Source organism: Streptomyces bauhiniae, assembly GCF_004784475.1.
Taxonomy (GTDB): domain Bacteria; phylum Actinomycetota; class Actinomycetes; order Streptomycetales; family Streptomycetaceae; genus Streptomyces; species Streptomyces seoulensis.
This window is the reverse complement of record NZ_SRRT01000006.1, coordinates 211,784-229,493: the sequence shown is the minus strand read 5'-3', so window position 1 is coordinate 229,493 and position 17,710 is coordinate 211,784. Positions and strand designations below refer to the sequence as shown.

Genomic DNA, 17,710 nt, shown 5'->3' with positions numbered 1-17,710 from the left:
CCTTGTTACCCTTGGCCATAGCCCGATCGCTGGTGCATCCCCCGTCGCCAGCGATCGGGTCTTTTGCGCGCACCGGCCCCCAAACCTCCGCGCACCCCGAAACCTCCACGAACGCCGAAGACCCCCAGCCGGTATCGACTGGGGGTCTTCGCAAATGTGGGGCTAACAGGATTTGAACCTGTGGCCTCATCCTTATCAGGGATGCGCTCTAACCAACTGAGCTATAGCCCCGCCCGCTTCGCGGGGGGTGTCCCGCGCGCTGACTCCTGAAGATTAGCGCACGACCGGGGCAGTCCCAAAATCGGTTGTCGGGGGACCGTCAACCGAGGCGGGAGGCACCTTCACTCGTCCTCCGCGAGGGTCAGCTCGACGCCGCCCACGAAGCCCGCGGAGAGGTTGTAGATGAAGGCACCGAGGGTCGCCAGGGCCGTGGCCAGGACGACGTCGATGACCGCGATGATCGTCGCGAACATCAGGACGTGCGGCAGCGAGAGGTAGGACTGGAGGTCGAAGCCGGTCGCCTCGGTGGCCCCGGTCGCCTCCGAGATCGTGCCGCCCACGGTGGAGAAGACGCCCATCGCGTCCAGCACCATCCACAGCACCGCCGACGCCACGATCGTGCAGATGCCGAGCGCGATGGAGAGCAGGAAGCTGACCTTCATCACCGACCACGGGTCCGCCTTGGCCACCCGCAGCCGCGCCTTGCGGGTGCGCGGCGCCGTGCCGACCCCCGTGCGCGGACGGCGTACCGCGCCGGCCGGCGGCTGGGCCGCGTACGCCTGCGGCGGGTGGTAGGGCCCGGCCGGCTGCTCGGGGCCGCGCTCACCGGGCAGCGGGGAGGCCGCCATGCCCTCGGTCGCACCGGCCCTGGCCTGCGCGCCACGGGTGTCCGTCACGGTTCCCCCCTGGGAACTCGAAGAATCAGGAGTAGAAGCAGAAGAAGCATCGGCGGTGGCCGCCTGCGCGGCGGAGCCACGGCCGCCGCCGTCCGTGTCCGTACCCGTGGAGGTACCGGCCGATCCGGCGCCCGTGGCTCCGCTCACGTGATTCACTCCTCGTGCTACTCGGCCGAGGGCGCCTCACCCTCGTCCGTGGCGATCGTGGTGACCTCGACGGTCTCGTCGACGACGATCTCGCCGTCGACCTCCTCCGCCTCACGCCCCGCTTCGGCGTTGCGAGCGATACCGACCACGGCATCGCGCTTGCCCAGGTTGATCAGTTGGACGCCCATGGTGTCACGGCCCGTCTCCCTGACCCCGCTGACGCGCGTACGAATCACACCGCCGCCGAGGGTGATGGCGAGGATCTCGTCACTCTCCTCGACGATCAGCGCGCCGACGAGCGAGCCCCGGTCCTCCACGATCTTGGCAGCCTTGATGCCCAGACCGCCACGTCCCTGCACGCGGTACTCGTCCACAGGCGTCCGCTTGGCGTAACCGCCGTCGGTCGCGGTGAACACGAACGTACCCGGACGCACCACGTTCATCGACAGCAGCTCGTCGCCCTCGCGGAAGCTCATGCCCTTCACACCGGAGGTGGCACGGCCCATCGGGCGCAGCGTGTCGTCCGACGCGGTGAACCTGATGGACTGCGCCTTCCGGCTGACGAGGAGCAGGTCGTCGTCGGCGGAGACCAGCTCCGCGCCGATCAGCTCGTCGTCCGTGCCGTCCTCGCCCGCCCGCAGGTTGATGGCGATGACACCGCCGGAGCGCGGCGAGTCGTAGTCCTTCAGCGGGGTCTTCTTGACCAGGCCCGCCTTCGTGGCCAGCACCAGGTACGGCGCCGCCTCGTAGTCGCGGATCGCCAGGATCTCCGCGATCGCCTCGTCCGGCTGGAAGGCGAGCAGGTTGGCCACGTGCTGGCCGCGCGCGTCCCGGCCGGCGTCGGGGAGCTCGTACGCCTTGGCGCGGTAGACCCGGCCCTTGTTGGTGAAGAACAGCAGCCAGTGGTGCGTGGTGGAGACGAAGAAGTGGTCGACGATGTCGTCCTCCTTCAGCTTCGCGCCCCGCACCCCCTTCCCGCCGCGCTTCTGCGCCCGGTAGTCGTCCGTCTTGGTGCGCTTGATGTAGCCGCCGCGCGTAACGGTGACGACGATGTCCTCCTCGGCGATCAGGTCCTCGATGGACATGTCGCCGTCGTAGGGCACCAACGTGCTGCGCCGGTCGTCGCCGAACCGCTCGACGATGGTGGCCAGCTCGTCGTGGACGATCTGCCGCTGCAGCTCCTCGGAGGCGAGGATGCGGTTGTACTCGTTGATCTTCGCCTGGAGCTCGTCGTGCTCCTGGACGATCTTCTGGCGCTCCAGGGCGGCCAGCCGGCGCAACTGCATCTCGAGGATGGCGTTGGCCTGGATCTCGTCGATCGCGAGGAGGTCCATCAGGCCGCCGCGGGCGATCTCGACGGTCTCACTGCGCCGGATCAGCGCGATGACCTCGTCGATGGCGTCCAGGGCCTTCAGCAGACCGCGCAGGATGTGCGCGCGCTCCTCGGCCTTGCGCAGCCGGAACCGGGTCCGGCGGACGATGACCTCGATCTGGTGGGTCACCCAGTGCCGGATGAACGCGTCCAGCGACAGCGTGCGCGGCACCCCGTCGACCAGGGCCAGCATGTTGGCGCCGAAGTTCGTCTGCAGCTCGGTGTGCTTGTACAGGTTGTTCAGCACGACCTTGGCGACCGCGTCCCGCTTGAGGACGATCACCAGCCGCTGACCGGTGCGGGACGACGTCTCGTCGCGGACGTCGGCGATGCCGCCGATCTTGCCGTCCTTCACCAGGTCGGCGATCTTCTGCGCCAGGTTGTCGGGGTTCACCTGGTACGGCAGCTCGGTGACGACCAGGCACTGCCGGTTCTGGATCTCCTCGACCTCGACCACCGCGCGCATCGTGATGGAGCCGCGCCCGGTGCGGTACGCCTCCTCGATGCCCTTGCGGCCCACGACCAGCGCGCCGGTCGGGAAGTCCGGGCCCTTGATGCGCTCGATGAGGGCGTCCAGCAGCTCCTCCTGCGACGCCTCCGGGTGCTCCAGGTGCCACTGGGCGCCGGCCGCGACCTCACGGAGGTTGTGCGGCGGGATGTTGGTCGCCATGCCGACCGCGATACCGGCCGAGCCGTTGATCAGCAGGTTGGGGAAGCGGGCGGGCAGGACGGTCGGCTCCTGGGAGCGGCCGTCGTAGTTGTCCTTGAAATCGACGGTGTCCTCGTCGATGTCGCGGACCATCTCCATCGACAGGTGCGCCAGCTTGCACTCGGTGTAGCGCATGGCCGCCGCGGGGTCGTTGCCCGGCGAGCCGAAGTTGCCGTTGGAGTCGACGAGCGGCATGCGCATCGCCCACGGCTGGGCGAGGCGGACCAGGGCGTCGTAGATCGAGCTGTCGCCGTGGGGGTGGTAGTTACCCATGACGTCGCCGACGACGCGCGCGCACTTGTAGAAGCCGCGGTCGGGGCGGTAGCCGCCGTCGTACATCGCGTACAGCACACGGCGGTGGACGGGCTTGAGGCCGTCCCGGACGTCGGGCAGCGCGCGCGACACGATGACGGACATCGCGTAGTCGAGGTAGGAGCGCTGCATCTCGGCGTCGAGGCCCACCGGCTCGATCCGGAGGGTGACGGTCTCGCCCGTCTCCTCCTCCGGGGTCACCGGTTCGGGCATGAACTCGGGGGTTTCGTCGGTCATTGCTGGTGAAGATCCTTCCCTGGTGCGGTCAGCCGGGACCGACTCAGATGTCGAGGAAGCGGACGTCCTTGGCGTTGCGCTGGATGAAGAGGCGGCGCGCCTCGACGTCCTCGCCCATCAGGACCGAGAACAGGTCGTCGGCCTGCGCGGCGTCATCGAGGGTGACCTGGCCGAGGACGCGGTGCTCCGGGTCCATCGTGGTCACGCGCAGCTCCTCCGCGTTCATCTCACCCAGACCCTTGAAGCGCTGGATGGAGTCCTCGCGGATGCGCTTGCCGCGCTGGCGGCCCATCTCGATCAGCGCGTCGCGCTCGCGGTCGGAGTACGCGTACTCCACGTCGTCCCGGCCCCACTTGATCTTGTAGAGCGGGGGACGGGAGAGGTACACGAACCCGGCCTCGACCAGCGGCCGCATGAAGCGGAACAGGAAGGTCAGCAGCAGGGTGTTGATGTGCTGGCCGTCGACGTCGGCGTCCGCCATCAGGATGATCTTGTGATAGCGCAGCTTCTCGATGTCGAAGTCCTCGTGCACACCGGTGCCGAAGGCCGAGATCAGCGCCTGGATCTCCTGGTTCTGCAGGATCTTGTCGATCCGCGCCTTCTCGACGTTGAGGATCTTGCCGCGGATCGGGAGGATCGCCTGGTACTGCGGGTTGCGGCCGGACTTGGCCGAACCGCCGGCGGAGTCGCCCTCGACGATGAAGATCTCGCACTTGGACGGGTCGTTCGACTGGCAGTCGGACAGCTTGCCCGGCAGCGCGCCGGACTCCAGCAGACCCTTGCGCCGGGTGAGGTCACGGGCCTTGCGGGCCGCCACGCGCGCGGTGGCCGCCTGGATGCCCTTGCGGATGATGTCCGCGGCCTCGACCGGGTTGCGGTCCAGCCAGTCGTTGAGGTGCTCGTAGACCGCGCGCTGCACGAAGGTCTTGGCCTCGGTGTTGCCCAGCTTGGTCTTGGTCTGGCCCTCGAACTGCGGCTCGCTCAGCTTGACCGAGATGATCGCGGTCAGGCCCTCGCGGATGTCGTCACCGGTGAGGTTGTCGTCCCGCTCGCGCAGCAGCTTCTTGTCGCGCGCGTACTTGTTGATCAGGGAGGTCAGCGCCGCGCGGAAGCCCTCCTCGTGGGTGCCGCCCTCGTGGGTGTGGATGATGTTGGCGAAGGAGTAGACGCCCTCGCTGTATCCGCCGTTCCACTGCATGGCGACCTCGAGGGACAGGCTCTTGTCCTTGTCCTCCGCCTCCAGCGAGACGACCGTCGGGTGCACGACGTCGCCCTTGCGGGAGTTCAGATACGTCACGAAGTCGACGATGCCGCCGTCGTAGCGGTACGTGACCGACTTGACCTCGGCCTTCTCGTCCGCGCCCGCCTCGTCCGCGCCGCTCGTGGCCTTCGCCGACTCGCGCTCGTCCGTGAGCTTGATCGTCAGGCCCTTGTTGAGGAAGGCCATCTCCTGGAAACGCCGGGACAGCGTCTCGAAGGAGTACTCCGTGGTCTCGAAGATCTCCGGGTCGGCCCAGAAGGTGACCGACGTGCCGGTCTCCTCGGTCGCCTCGTTCTTCACCAGCGGCGCCGTGGGGACGCCCATCTTGTAGTCCTGCGTCCAGCGGTAGCCGTCCGTCTTCACCTCGACGGCGACCTTCATGGACAGCGCGTTCACCACGGACACGCCCACACCGTGCAGACCGCCGGAGACGGCGTAGCCGCCGCCGCCGAACTTGCCGCCCGCGTGCAGCACGGTCAGCACGACCTCGAGGGCCGGCTTGCCCTCGGAGGCCACGATGCCGACCGGGATGCCTCGGCCGTTGTCCACCACACGGACCCCGCCGTCGGGCAGGATCGTCACGTCGATGGTGTCCGCGTGACCGGCCAGCGCCTCGTCGACGGAGTTGTCGACGACCTCGTACACCAGGTGGTGCAGACCGCGCTCACCGGTGGAACCGATGTACATGCCGGGGCGCTTGCGGACCGCGTCCAGCCCTTCGAGCACGGTGATGGCGCTGGCGTCGTACGAGGCGGCGACTGCCTCGCCGAGGACGCCGGCGTCGGTGGAAGGAATGTTCTCGTTGGGGTTGCCGGAATCGGCCACGAAGCGCCCTTTCTGGCACAGCACGAGCGCTCCTTGCGGGTGCGCGCCCTCCGGAAGGAGGGTTGCCGGAGCGGCTGCGGCATGTTGCGTTGGTAAGCCCTGAATCAGCGTTGCTCAGCTTTTCCCGGACGGTCCCCACGATTGGGGCGGGATCGCCTTCCAGTCTACCGGTAGCACTGACAATGATGGGGGCTTGCGGGCACCTGAGTACGCATGTGCCGCCCTGAACCGGCCCCGACCGGGTCCCGATATGGGGAAGGGGGCTGCGAGGGGCTCACAGCGGCGCTCAGGGCTTCGGGCCGTCAGCCCTTGTCCATCGGGGGGTCGGCCCATGATCGGCCGGTGATCCGCACACCCGTACGGCTGTGGAGTGCCCTTGCGCCTCACTGGTCAGACGTGAGGTACGTCACCCGTAGGTGTCGCCCGGACCGGCGCTTCCGGGGGCCCTGAGAGGCCCGTAACGGCGTACCGGGGCGCCCGGACCGTTCACCTTGATCAGCCGGACCGTGCCGTGACCGAGGTCCTCGTTCAGCCGGGCCACGAGCGTCGGCGCCAGCAGCCGGAGCTGCGTCGCCCACGCGGTGGAGTCACAGGAGACCGACAGCACCCGCTCGTCCTCGTCGTACCGCTGCGGCACGCAGTGCTTCGCCAGGTCCTCGCCGACGATCTGCGGCCAGCGGCCCATGACCCCGCCGACCGCCGCCGGGGCCTCCCAGCCGCGCTCGTTCAGCAGCCGGTTGATCGCCGCGCCCAGCGCCATCGGGTCCCGGCCGTCCGCCCGCGCGCCCGAGCGCAGACCGCCGCCGCGCCGCGCCTGCTTCTTCTGCCGCGCCGCGTCCCCACGCGCGCGTGCCTGCTCCTTCGCCGCGCGCAGCGCCACGCGCGCGAGGTCGACACCGGACGGCTCCGGCGCCTTGCGGTCCTGCCCGTCCCCGTCGCTCATACCGGCTCCACCGCGCCGTCGGACACCGCGTACCGGGCGCCCGCCAGGACGTGCGGCACGTCGTCGTCGACCGCGGCCGTCACCAGCACCTGCTCGCCGGGCGCCACCAGCTCGGCCAGCCGCTCCCGGCGGCGCGCGTCCAGCTCGGCGAAGACGTCGTCCAGGATCAGCACCGGCTCATTGCCCTCGGCGCGCAGCAGGTCGTAGGAGGCCAGCCGCAGCGCGAGCGCGTAGGACCAGGACTCGCCGTGCGAGGCGTAGCCCTTGGCGGGCAGCCGGCCCAGGCGCAGCACCAGGTCGTCGCGGTGCGGGCCGACCAGGGTCACGCCCCGCTCGATCTCCTGCTTGCGCGCCTCGGCGAGCGCGGCCAGCAACTGCTCGGCCAGCTCCTCGCGGGTGTGCGCGGTGCCGGGCGCGGAGGACTTGTACTCCAGCGCGAGGGGCCCGCCGCCGGGGGCGAGCTGCTCGTACGCCTTGTCGGCGAGCGGCTGGAGCACCCCGATGAGGTCCAGCCGCTGGGCGAGCAGTTCGGCGCCCGCGCGCGCGAGGTGCTGGTCCCACACGTCGAGGGTGGAGAGGTCCATGGAGCGGCCGCCGTGCCGACGTGCGAGGGCGGCCGACTTCAGCAGGGTGTTGCGCTGCTTGAGCACCCGCTCGTAGTCGGAGCGGACGCCCGCCATGCGCGGGGCGCGCGCGGTGATCAGCTCGTCCAGGAAGCGGCGGCGCTCACCGGGGTCGCCCTTGATCAGCGCGAGGTCCTCGGGCGCGAACAGCACGGTCCGCACGATGCCCAGTACGTCACGCGGTTTGACCTGCGAGGACCGGTTGATCCGGGCCCGGTTGGCGCGGCCGGGGTTCAGCTCCAGCTCGACCAGTTGCTGCCGCTCGCCCTGGCGGACCTGCGCCCGGACGATGGCACGCTCGGCGCCCATGCGGACCAGGGGGGCGTCGGCGGAGACCCGGTGGCTGCCGAGGGTGGCCAGATAGCCGACGGCCTCGACGAGGTTGGTCTTGCCCTGCCCGTTGGGTCCCACGAAGGCGGTGACGCCCGAGCCGAGCGGAACCTCGGCCCGGGCGTACGAGCGGAAGTCGGCCAGCGAAAGATGCGTGACGTGCATGGTCGTTCGCCGACCTCCCTCAACAGCCTGTGGATCGCCGGGGCGACCCTGTGGACTACTTCTTCTGCCTGGTTACGGCTTCTTCTCCACCGCGTGGCCGCCGAACTGGTTGCGCAGCGCGGCGATCATCTTCATCTGCGGCGAGTCGTCCTGCCGCGAGGCGAACCGCGCGAACAGCGACGCGGTGATCGCGGGCAGCGGCACCGCGTTGTCGATCGCGGCCTCCACCGTCCAGCGTCCCTCACCGGAGTCCTGCGCGTAGCCGCGGAGGCCGTCCAGGTGCTCGTCGTCGTCCAGCGCGTTCACCGCGAGGTCGAGCAGCCAGGAACGGATGACCGTGCCCTCCTGCCAGGAGCGGAAGATCTCGCGGACGTTCTCCACGGAGTCGACCTTCTCCAGCAGCTCCCAGCCCTCGGCGTACGCCTGCATCATGGCGTACTCGATGCCGTTGTGGACCATCTTGGAGAAGTGGCCCGCGCCGACCTTGCCGGCGTGTACGGAGCCGAAGTCGCCCTCGGGCTTCAGCGCGTCGAGGACGGGCCGCACCTTGGCGACGTTCTCCTCGTCACCGCCGTACATCAGCGCGTAGCCGTTCGCCAGGCCGTGGACGCCGCCGGAGACGCCGCAGTCGACGAAGCCTATGCCCTTGGCCGCCAGCTCCTCGGCGTGCTTCTCGTCGTCCGTCCAGCGGGAGTTGCCGCCGTCCACGACCACGTCGCCGGGCTCCAGCAGCTCGCCGAGCCGGTCCACGGTCGCCTGCGTCGCCTCGCCCGCCGGGACCATCACCCAGACCACGCGCGGGGCGCTGAGCTTGCCCACAAGCTCTTCGAGGCTGTGGACGTCCGCGAGGTCCGCGTTGCGGTCGTATCCGATGACGGTGTGGCCTGCGCGGCGGATGCGCTCGCGCATGTTGCCGCCCATCTTGCCGAGGCCGACGAGACCGAGCTCCATCAGTTGTTCCTTAGGTCGCTGTGTGGCGTGCCGGGCACATGGGTGCCCGGCACCGAGCCTAACGGCGACCCGTCATGCACAACTGTGGGTATGGGCGCTCATACGAACGCCCCTCACCTGGGCTTTTGCCACTGGACATGACCGGGTGCGGCCGGCTCAGCCGCTCAGACGGACCGGCATGATCAGGTACTTGTAGGCGTCGTCCGCCTCCGCGTCCAGCGCGGGCCTGCCGCTGAGCAGCGCCGGCTTGGTCGAGGTGGTGAACGAGAGCTGGGCCACGGGGGAGTCGATCGCGCTCAGACCGTCCAGCAGGAAGGTCGGGTTGAAGGCGATCGAGATGTCGTCGCCGTCGAGCTGGGCGTCGACCCTTTCCACAGCCTGTGCGTCGTCGCTGGAGCCGGCCTCCAGGATCAGCACGCCTTGCTCGAAGCTGAGGCGCACGGGGGTGTTCCGCTCGGCGACCAGGGCGACGCGCTTGACGGCCTCCACGAAGGGGGCGGTCTCGATCACGGCGACCGAGTTGAACTCCGTCGGGAACAGCGTGCGGTACTTCGGCAGGTCACCCTCCAGCAGCCGCGTGGTGGTGCGGCGGCCGGCGCCCTCGAAGCCGATGAGGCCCTCGCCCGAACCGGAGCCGGAGAGCGCCAGGGTGACGCTGTCACCGGCGCCCAGCGACTTGGCGGTGTCCAGCAGCGTCTTGGCCGGGACCAGGGCGACCGCGGAGGCGTCCGGGTTCTCCGGCTTCCACAGGAACTCGCGGACCGCGAAGCGGTAGCGGTCGGTGGAGGCCAGGGTGACGGTGTCACCCTCGATCTCGATGCGCACACCGGTGAGCACGGGCAGCGTGTCGTCGCGCCCGGCGGCGATGGCCACCTGGGACGCGGCGGCCGCGAAGACCTCGCCGGGGACGGTGCCCGTGGCGGTCGGCATCTGCGGCAGCGCCGGGTACTCCTCCACCGGCAGGGTGTGGAGGGTGAACCGGGAGGAGCCGCAGACCACGGTCGCCCGTACACCGTCTGTGGAGATCTCCACCGGGCGGTTGGGCAGCGCGCGGCAGATGTCGGCGAGCAGCCGGCCGGAGACCAGGACGGTGCCCTCCTCCTCGACCTCGGCCTCGACGCCCACCCGGGCGGAGACCTCGTAGTCGAAGCCCGACAGGCTGAGCTGGCCCTCCTCGGCCTTCAGCAGCAGGCCGGCGAGGACAGGCGCCGGCGGACGGGCCGGGAGGCTGCGTGCCGCCCACGCCACTGCCTCCGCGAGTACGTCGCGTTCCACCCGGATCTTCACCGTAAGCCGCCTCCTGCTGTTGCCTTCTGAGTCCTCCGACTCGGTGTCGCCTCCCGTTGCGAGGGGAAGGACACCGGTGACCAGTCTGACGCACCGCGCTGACAGCAGGTGCCGGTCGGGGTCAAGTCGGGCCGAGCGGCAGCCGAGGGCGAAACAGCGAGTTGTGCACAGGCCCCGCTTCGAAACGGATTCCTAGCTCTCTCTAGTCGGGAGTAGTAGTAGGGCCTGTGGATACCGTGGATAACCCCGTTTTCGCAGGTCAGACCCCAAATTTTATCCACTGCCCCTGTGGGCGGGGCCCGTGGACAACTTGGCCCATCTGTGGAGAACAGAAAGTTCTGCACACACCGTCCCCAGGACAGGGCGAGTTCTCCCCAGGTGCGTCCCCAGGTTTGGCGTCGTTTCCCACAGGGGCTGTTGGCAGTTTCGTGTGACGGCTTTCACTCGACGCAGTGACCGGCCCCGTGATGTTGCCGAACAGTGGACAGTGATGTGGAGAAGCTGGCTTCTGCTGGGGACAACCGCCCCCAACCTGTGGGTCCAGCCGTGGACAACGTTACGCACAGGGTGTGGACGGAGTCTTTGTCCACACCCTGTGGAGATCGTTCGTCCACGAATCCACAGCCCTCTGAGCTGGGCAGATGCCCAACCCCCAGCCTCCCTGTGGACGCAGCTTGGGACAACTTCGCAGTCCCCAGCCTGTGGGCGGAAAAAAGTCGGGAAATCTGTGGAGGGAGGCCGTAACCGGAGGGGGAATCGAACACAAGGTTGCTGGTGGGACACGGGGGTTGGGGGCGGGGAGGGGGTTCGGAGGGGGCGTGGAGGGGGCGAGCGGCTCGGATCGGGGGGCTGGGCGAGGTCGCGGGAGCTTGGGTCGGGGGCTGGGCGGCGCCGAAGAGGGCGTACGGCGGCTCGGGGCGGGGTCTGGACGGGGGGCGGAGGCTTGGATCGGGGGTCGGGCGGGGCCTTGAGGGAGTGTGCGGCAGGTCGGATCGGGGTTCGCGGGGATTGGGAGGCTTGCATCGGAGGGGTTGGGCGGGGGTCGGGAGGCTTGGAGCGGGGGTGTCGCAGGGCTTGAACAGCCTGGATCGGGGGCTCGACGTGGGGCAGTGAGGCTGCCGGGGACTTCGGGAGCCGGTCGCGGGGGCCTGGCGGGGTGTTCCGAGGTGCCCTCCAGGAGCTGGTCCTCGGCCGGGGCCTGCGGGACGTGCCCGAGCGGCCTGGCTGCCCGGTGCCCGTATGGCCCCGCCGCGCCGGCCTGCGCGTTATTCACCTCCGGCTCGACCGGCCTGGGTGCCGGACGGCTGTTGGGGGACAGCCGACCGGGCCGGAGAGGCGGTGGAGGGCGCCCGCGAACCCCCTGGGGCGCCGCTGACACCGCCGCGCCCCGTCAGAGGCCGCCGCTCGCCCTCGCGGCGCCTGTCGATCCCCGAAGCCCCCCAAGCGCCCGCCCGGCACCTGTGGCCGAACTCCCGCCGCCCTCTTGGACAGCCCCTCGCTCCCCGCCGGAACGCCGAAGGGCGCCCCGGTGACCTCCCGGAGCGCCCTCAAGGGCCGTGCGCGGCCGACGTCAGCCGTTCTTGATGCGGTTCGTCAGTTCGGTGACCTGGTTGTAGATCGAGCGCCGTTCGGCCATCAGGGCCCGGATCTTGCGGTCCGCGTGCATGACGGTGGTGTGGTCGCGGCCGCCGAACTGCGCGCCGATCTTGGGCAGCGACAGGTCCGTCAGCTCGCGGCACAGGTACATGGCGATCTGCCGGGCGGTGACCAGCGCGCGGCCGCGCGAGGTGCCGCAGAGGTCGTCCACCGTGAGCCCGAAGTAGTCCGCGGTGGCCCCCATGATGGCCGGCGCCGTGATCTCGGGGGCGGAGTCCTCGCCGCCGGGGATCAGGTCCTTGAGGACGATCTCGGTGAGCCCGAGGTCCACCGGCTGCCGGTTGAGCGAGGCGAAGGCTGTGACCCGGATCAGCGCGCCCTCCAGCTCACGGATGTTCCGCGAGATCCGGGAGGCGATGAACTCCAGCACCTCCGGCGGGGCGTTGAGCTGCTCCTGCACCGCCTTCTTGCGCAGGATCGCGATCCGCGTCTCCAGCTCGGGCGGCTGGACGTCGGTGATCAGACCCCACTCGAAGCGGTTGCGCAGCCGGTCCTCCAGCGTGACGAGCTGCTTGGGCGGCCGGTCGGACGACAGCACGATCTGCTTGTTGGCGTTGTGCAGCGTGTTGAAGGTGTGGAAGAACTCCTCCTGCGTCGACTCCTTGTCCGCGAGGAACTGGATGTCGTCGACGAGCAGGATGTCCATCTCCCGGTACCGCTTGCGGAAGCTGTCGCCCTTGCCGTCGCGGATGGAGTTGATGAACTCGTTGGTGAACTCCTCCGAGCTGACGTACCGCACCCGAGTGCCGGGGTACAGGCTGCGCGCGTAGTGCCCGATCGCGTGCAGCAGGTGCGTCTTGCCGAGCCCCGACTCCCCATAGATGAACAGGGGGTTGTACGCCTTGGCCGGCGCCTCGGCGACCGCCACCGCGGCCGCGTGCGCGAAGCGGTTGGACGCGCCGATGACGAAGGTGTCGAAGAGGTACTTCGGGTTCAGCCGCGCGGTCGGCTCACCGGGGCCCCCGGCGCTCGGCGACGCGGAGGACGACGAGCCGGCGCCGCCGCGTCCGGTGGACGGCAGCTCGGGACGCCCGGTCCCGCCGCCGCGCCGCCCGGCACCGCTGTCGGACGGCGGCTCGGGCCGCTCGCGCCGGACCGGGTCGCGCTGGTCGTACTCGGCACGCGGCGTGCCGTACTCCGGGCGCGGGGCGTCGTAGTCGGGGCGCTGCTGCTCGTATCCCTGGCGCTCGCGGCCGGGGGCGCGGTAGTCCGGCGCGCCGTAGGAGTCCTGGGACGGGGAGGCGTAGGGGTCGCGCTCGGGGTAGCCGAGGCGGGGCTGCTGCCAGCCGTAGTCGTCCTGGCCGGAGCGCGGCCAGGCGCCCGGCTCGGGGCGCTGGTACTCGGCCGGGTAGGTGGGGCGGGCCGTCGGCATCCGCTCCTCACGCGCGGTCGGCGGGCGCTCGCCGCGGCCGGCCGGGCCGTCGCCCTGGCGCTGCTGGTCGTCGGCGCGGTGGCGGCCGTAGCCCTCGTAGGGGCCGGAGGGCAGTTCCGGCTCCTCGTAGCGCGGCGGGGCGCCCTGTTCGCGCTGGTCACGCTGGTCGCGGTCGCGGGAGTCGGGCTGCTCGTGGCCGCCGGACGGCTGGGGGGCCGGGGGGCCGCCGACGGAGTCGTCCACCGTGATGGCGATCCGGATGGGCCGGCCGCACTCACGGCTCAGGGTCTCGCTGACGACCGGGGCCAGGCGGCCCTCCAGTACGCCCTTGGCGAATTCGTTCGGCACCGCGAGCAGTGCGGTGTCCGCGACCAGGGCCAGCGGCTGGCAGCGCCTGATCCAGTGCTCGTCCTTGGTCTCGACGCCCTGGCCCCGGCCCTCGCCCAGGAGTTCCTCCAGTACGCGTGGCCACACTGCGGCAAGATCGGCAGGTACGTCAGCCACAGGGCACGCTCTCTCGCAGGTCCCACGAACGTGTGGTTGTGGGATGGGTCGGGATGAAAATCGGGTGGACGGGCCGGACTGGGCCGGGCAATCCCGGTCGTGCGGGGACAAGGGAACGAATCGGAGTCCAGCCACGGTAGTCAGGGCAACCGGTAGGGTTCAAGTTGTTGTCCCCAGCCTGTGGACAGTCTCCCCCGACGGGCGCCGGTTTGACCGGATGGCGTAGCCGCGCGTACCGTAACCAGGTCGAGTTGTCGATGGCTGCTGCCGCCTGCCTCCGATGGGCACAGATCGCTTCAGGTGATCGGGAAGCGGTGCACTCGGGCGTGACGCGAGCTACTCGTGGGCGCACGGTGACAGCCAGGACGGCACCCCGCCACTACCGATTTCTTCTGGAGCCCCCGAGTGAGCAAGCGCACCTTCCAGCCGAACAACCGTCGTCGCGCGAAGACCCACGGCTTCCGGCTGCGTATGCGTACCCGTGCCGGCCGCGCCATCCTGGCGACCCGCCGCAGCAAGGGTCGCGCCCGTCTGTCCGCCTGATCCCGATCAGGTCATGACATCGTGCTGCCCCGCGAATACCGGCTGAGGCGGCGCGAGGACTTCGCATCCGCGGTACGACGAGGACGCCGGGCCGGTCGTCCGACTCTCGTCGTCCACCTTCGTAGCGGTGCCACGGACCCGCACGCGCCTGGGGAGAGCGCTCCCCCGACGCGTGCGGGTTTCGTCGTGAGCAAGGCCGTGGGCAACGCGGTCGTCCGCAATACCGTCAAGCGCAGACTGCGTCACCTGATGCGTGACCGAGTCGCCCTGTTTCCCCCCGGTAGCCTGGTAGTCGTACGCGCGCTGCCCGGATCGGGCGACGCGGACCACGCACGGCTGGCCCAAGACCTGGACGCCGCTATCCAGCGGCTACTGGGAGGGGGCACGCGATGAAGTACCCGCTACTGGCTCTGATCAAGTTGTACCAGTGGACGATCAGTCCGCTGCTGGGGCCGGTGTGCAAGTACTACCCGTCGTGCTCCCACTACGGCTACACGGCCATCGACCGGCACGGTGCCATCAAGGGAACAGCTCTCACGGCCTGGCGCATTCTCCGCTGCAATCCGTGGTCGCTGGGCGGTGTGGACCATGTCCCGCCGCGCAAGCGCCCGCGGTGGCACGAAATGCTGCGCAACGCCTGGGGCGCACGCAAGGGCGGGAACTCCGCCGACCCGGCCACCGAGGCGAAGCTTTCTTCCGAGCCACCTTCGGGCCCGGCCGCAGAGACCTCGTCCCATGCCCAAGGAGCATGATTAGTGGACACGATTGCCAGCTTCTTCAGCTTCATCACGACACCCGTCTCCTGGGTCATCGTCCAGTTCCACACGGTGTACGGGTCCATCTTCGGCCCGGACACGGGTTGGGCCTGGGGCCTGTCCATCGTGTCCCTGGTGGTCCTGATCCGCATCTGCCTGATCCCGCTCTTCGTGAAGCAGATCAAGGCGACGCGCGCGATGCAGACGCTCCAGCCGGAGATGAAGAAGATCCAGGAGCGCTACAAGAACGACAAGCAGCGCCAGTCCGAAGAGATGATGAAGCTGTACAAGGAGTCGGGTACCAACCCGCTCTCCTCGTGCCTTCCCATCCTGGCGCAGTCGCCGTTCTTCTTCGCCCTGTACCACGTGCTCAACGGCATCGCGTCGGGCAAGACCATCGGCGTCATCAACGACTCGCTGCTGGAGAGCGCCCGTAAGGCGCACATCTTCGGTGCCCCGCTCGCGGCGAAGTTCAAGGACAACGCGGACACCCTGCACGCCCTCGGTGCCACCGTCACCGATGTGCGGGTCGTCACCGCCATCATGATCATCCTGATGTCGGCGTCGCAGTTCTACACGCAGCGCCAGCTCATGACGAAGAACGTCGACACCTCGGTGAAGACCCCGTTCATGCAGCAGCAGAAGATGCTGATGTACGTCTTCCCGATCATGTTCGCCGTCTTCGGCATCAACTTCCCGGTCGGTGTCCTCGTCTACTGGCTGACCACCAACGTGTGGACCATGGGCCAGCAGATGTACGTCATCCGCAACAACCCGACTCCGGGCTCCAAGGCGCAGGCCGCCTACCTGGAGCGCCTGACCGGTCACGTCACGCACCACGGCAAGGTCCGCAGCCGGAGCGCCCGGGTGATCGTCAAGGCGATCGTCGCCAAGGGCCGCGACCGCAACGAGGCTGAGCGGAAGTTCATCAACTCCCTCACCAAGGCCGGTCTCACCGCCCAGGCGGACGGCAACGTGGTCAAGAGCGACAGCCAGGCCGTCGCCCAGACCGAGGACGGCACGCCCACCGCGGCCGCCGGCGCCCCGCGCCGTCAGCAGCCCAAGCGGCAGAGCAAGTCCCAGCGCCAGTCGGGGATCAAGCAGCCGCACGAGGCCGAGCCGGCCGATGAGCCCTCCGCTCCTTCGCCCTCGCTGACCAAGTCCGAGGAGCCGCAGGACGCCGCGCCCGCGCCCCCCAAGCAGTCTCCGAAGCCCGGTTCCGGCACCCGCAGCAAGGCCCAGTCCGGGCAGCGCAAGGGTGGCCAGCGGCCCAAGTCCCCGTCCAAGAAGTAAGAAGGAGCCCATCCCGTGACGGAAGGCACCACCACCGCCGCCGCCGAGGGTGCAGACACCCTCACCCGCCTGGAGCAGGAGGGTGAGATCGCTGCGGACTACCTCGAGGGTCTGCTGGACATCGCCGATCTCGACGGCGACATCGACATGGACGTGGAGGCCGACCGCGCCTCCGTCTCGATCATCAGCGACGCGCCGGGCCGCGATCTGCAGAAGCTGGTCGGCCGGGACGGCGAGGTGCTGGAGGCCCTTCAGGAGCTGACGCGCCTGGCTGTGCACCGCGAGACCGGTGACCGCAGCCGGCTGATGCTGGACATCGCGGGCTACCGGGCGCAGAAGCGCACCGAGCTGGCCGAGCTGGGCGCCAAGGCGGCCGCCGAGGTCAAGAGCACCGGCGAGCCGGTCAAGCTCAAGCCGATGACCCCGTTCGAGCGCAAGGTCGTCCACGACGCGATCAAGGGCGCGGGACTGCGCAGCGAGTCCGAGGGCGAGGAGCCTCAGCGCTTCGTCGTCGTGCTGCCCGCCTGATCGGCCCCATGGTTCCATCGGCCCCGTCTGACCAACAGACGGGGCCGAACTTTGTCAGCCTGGTAGTTCTGAGGGCCGGTGCGTGAAGCACCGGCGCGGTACGGAAGGACGGTCCCCGTGACGGAGGCAGCGGAGCTTCCCCCCGCGCCCGAAGAGGCGCGGGCAGTGTTTGGCGATCGCTTCGATGACGCGGTCCGCTATGCGGAGCTGCTGGCCGAGGCAGGCGTCCAGCGTGGTCTGATCGGCCCGCGGGAGGTGCCCCGGCTGTGGGAGCGGCATCTGCTGAACTGCGCGGTGCTCTCCGAGGCCGTCCCCGAGGGGGTGACGGTGTGCGATGTCGGCTCGGGCGCGGGACTGCCCGGCATTCCGCTGGCCCTGGTCCGGGACGACCTCAACATCACCCTGCTGGAGCCCCTGCTGCGGCGCACCACGTTCCTCACCGAGGTCGTGGAGCTGCTGGGCCTGGATCACGTCACGGTGGTCCGCGGGCGCGCGGAGGAGATGCTGGGCAAGGTGCCGCCGGTTCATGTGGTGACCGCGCGCGCCGTGGCCCCGCTGGACCGCCTGGCCACCTGGGGCATCCCGCTGCTGCGGCCCTACGGGGAGATGCTGGCGCTCAAGGGCGACACCGCCGAGGAGGAGCTGAAGGCGGCGTCCACCGCGCTCAGCAAGCTCGGCGCGGTCTCCACCTCCGTCCTCCAGGTCGGCGAGGGCGTGGTGGACCCCCTGTCCACCGTGGTCCGCGTGGAGGTCGGCGAAAGCCCCGGCGGCGTCCGCTTCGCCGCGAAGCGCGCCAAGGCGGCCCGCACCAGCCGGACGCGGCGGCGTCGCTGAGGCTGATTTCTGGAGAGTGCGTCCCTGGCCGAGGCCGGGGGCGCATTTTTCTTTCCCGGCCGGGCTAGTCGGCCGGGTGGGCCGGAGTGTCGCAGAGCACCGGTCCTCGTGGCTGTGCATCGTGTTTCACGTGAAACGTCGCTCTTTGCTGCACGGCATCATCAGCC

Annotated in this window: 14 protein-coding genes and 1 tRNA gene; 6 read left to right on the top strand and 9 right to left on the bottom strand. The window is 69.7% G+C overall.

Features of this window, described 5'->3' with window-relative positions:
* Positions 1-157 precede the first annotated feature (157 nt).
* From E5083_RS20825 to dnaA, 9 genes are all read right to left on the bottom strand, one after another.
* A tRNA-Ile gene (locus E5083_RS20825) sits at positions 158-231 on the bottom strand.
* 110 nt (positions 232-341) lie between these two features.
* Positions 342-1,043 (bottom strand): DUF3566 domain-containing protein, encoded by a 702-nt coding sequence (locus E5083_RS20820; RefSeq protein WP_135787217.1) that lies wholly within the window; start codon positions 1,041-1,043, stop codon positions 342-344.
* 17 nt (positions 1,044-1,060) lie between these two features.
* Positions 1,061-3,673 carry a DNA gyrase subunit A gene (gyrA, locus tag E5083_RS20815; RefSeq protein ID WP_425276738.1) on the bottom strand — a complete coding sequence of 871 codons (2,613 nt, stop codon included), beginning with the start codon at positions 3,671-3,673 and terminating at the stop codon, positions 1,061-1,063.
* Between the two features lie 43 nt (positions 3,674-3,716).
* Positions 3,717-5,783: a DNA topoisomerase (ATP-hydrolyzing) subunit B gene (gyrB, locus tag E5083_RS20810; protein WP_135787216.1), complete on the bottom strand. Its 2,067-nt coding sequence runs from the start codon at positions 5,781-5,783 to the stop codon at positions 3,717-3,719.
* A gap of 382 nt (positions 5,784-6,165) precedes the next feature.
* On the bottom strand, positions 6,166-6,702 hold the full coding sequence (locus E5083_RS20805; RefSeq protein WP_135787215.1) for a DciA family protein: 537 nt from the start codon (positions 6,700-6,702) through the stop codon (positions 6,166-6,168).
* A complete protein-coding gene (gene recF / locus E5083_RS20800; protein ID WP_135787214.1) occupies positions 6,699-7,820 on the bottom strand; it encodes a DNA replication/repair protein RecF in 1,122 nt (373 codons plus the stop codon). The genes E5083_RS20805 and recF overlap by 4 nt, the downstream gene beginning before the upstream one ends.
* A gap of 72 nt (positions 7,821-7,892) precedes the next feature.
* Entirely contained in the window at positions 7,893-8,771 is an 879-nt protein-coding gene (gene gnd, locus E5083_RS20795; RefSeq protein WP_086690353.1) for a phosphogluconate dehydrogenase (NAD(+)-dependent, decarboxylating), read from the bottom strand.
* A gap of 156 nt (positions 8,772-8,927) precedes the next feature.
* The gene (gene dnaN / locus E5083_RS20790) at positions 8,928-10,058 is read right to left on the bottom strand and encodes a DNA polymerase III subunit beta (protein ID WP_135787213.1); all 1,131 of its coding nucleotides are present in this window, start codon (positions 10,056-10,058) and stop codon (positions 8,928-8,930) included.
* A 1,570-nt stretch (positions 10,059-11,628) separates the two neighbouring features.
* Positions 11,629-13,560: a chromosomal replication initiator protein DnaA gene (gene dnaA, locus E5083_RS20780; protein WP_244317618.1), complete on the bottom strand. Its 1,932-nt coding sequence runs from the start codon at positions 13,558-13,560 to the stop codon at positions 11,629-11,631.
* 435 nt (positions 13,561-13,995) lie between these two features.
* Here dnaA and rpmH point away from each other — a divergent pair, with 435 nt between their 5' ends.
* From rpmH to rsmG, 6 genes are all read left to right on the top strand, one after another.
* Positions 13,996-14,133 (top strand): 50S ribosomal protein L34, encoded by a 138-nt coding sequence (gene rpmH, locus E5083_RS20770; protein ID WP_003975051.1) that lies wholly within the window; start codon positions 13,996-13,998, stop codon positions 14,131-14,133.
* A gap of 21 nt (positions 14,134-14,154) precedes the next feature.
* Positions 14,155-14,526, top strand: a complete 372-nt coding sequence (gene rnpA / locus E5083_RS20765; RefSeq protein ID WP_078872991.1) for a ribonuclease P protein component — start codon at positions 14,155-14,157, stop codon at positions 14,524-14,526.
* Positions 14,523-14,885: a membrane protein insertion efficiency factor YidD gene (yidD, locus tag E5083_RS20760; protein WP_030806014.1), complete on the top strand. Its 363-nt coding sequence runs from the start codon at positions 14,523-14,525 to the stop codon at positions 14,883-14,885. Before rnpA ends, yidD begins: the two co-directional genes overlap by 4 nt.
* Positions 14,886-14,888: 3 nt before the next feature.
* Positions 14,889-16,181, top strand: coding sequence for a membrane protein insertase YidC (gene yidC / locus E5083_RS20755; RefSeq protein WP_135787211.1), 1,293 nt, complete (start codon positions 14,889-14,891; stop codon positions 16,179-16,181).
* Between the two features lie 15 nt (positions 16,182-16,196).
* Entirely contained in the window at positions 16,197-16,709 is a 513-nt protein-coding gene (locus tag E5083_RS20750) for a Jag family protein (protein ID WP_086691986.1), read from the top strand.
* 117 nt (positions 16,710-16,826) lie between these two features.
* Positions 16,827-17,543 carry a 16S rRNA (guanine(527)-N(7))-methyltransferase RsmG gene (rsmG, locus tag E5083_RS20745; protein ID WP_135787210.1) on the top strand — a complete coding sequence of 239 codons (717 nt, stop codon included), beginning with the start codon at positions 16,827-16,829 and terminating at the stop codon, positions 17,541-17,543.
* The last annotated feature ends 167 nt before the right edge of the window (positions 17,544-17,710 follow it).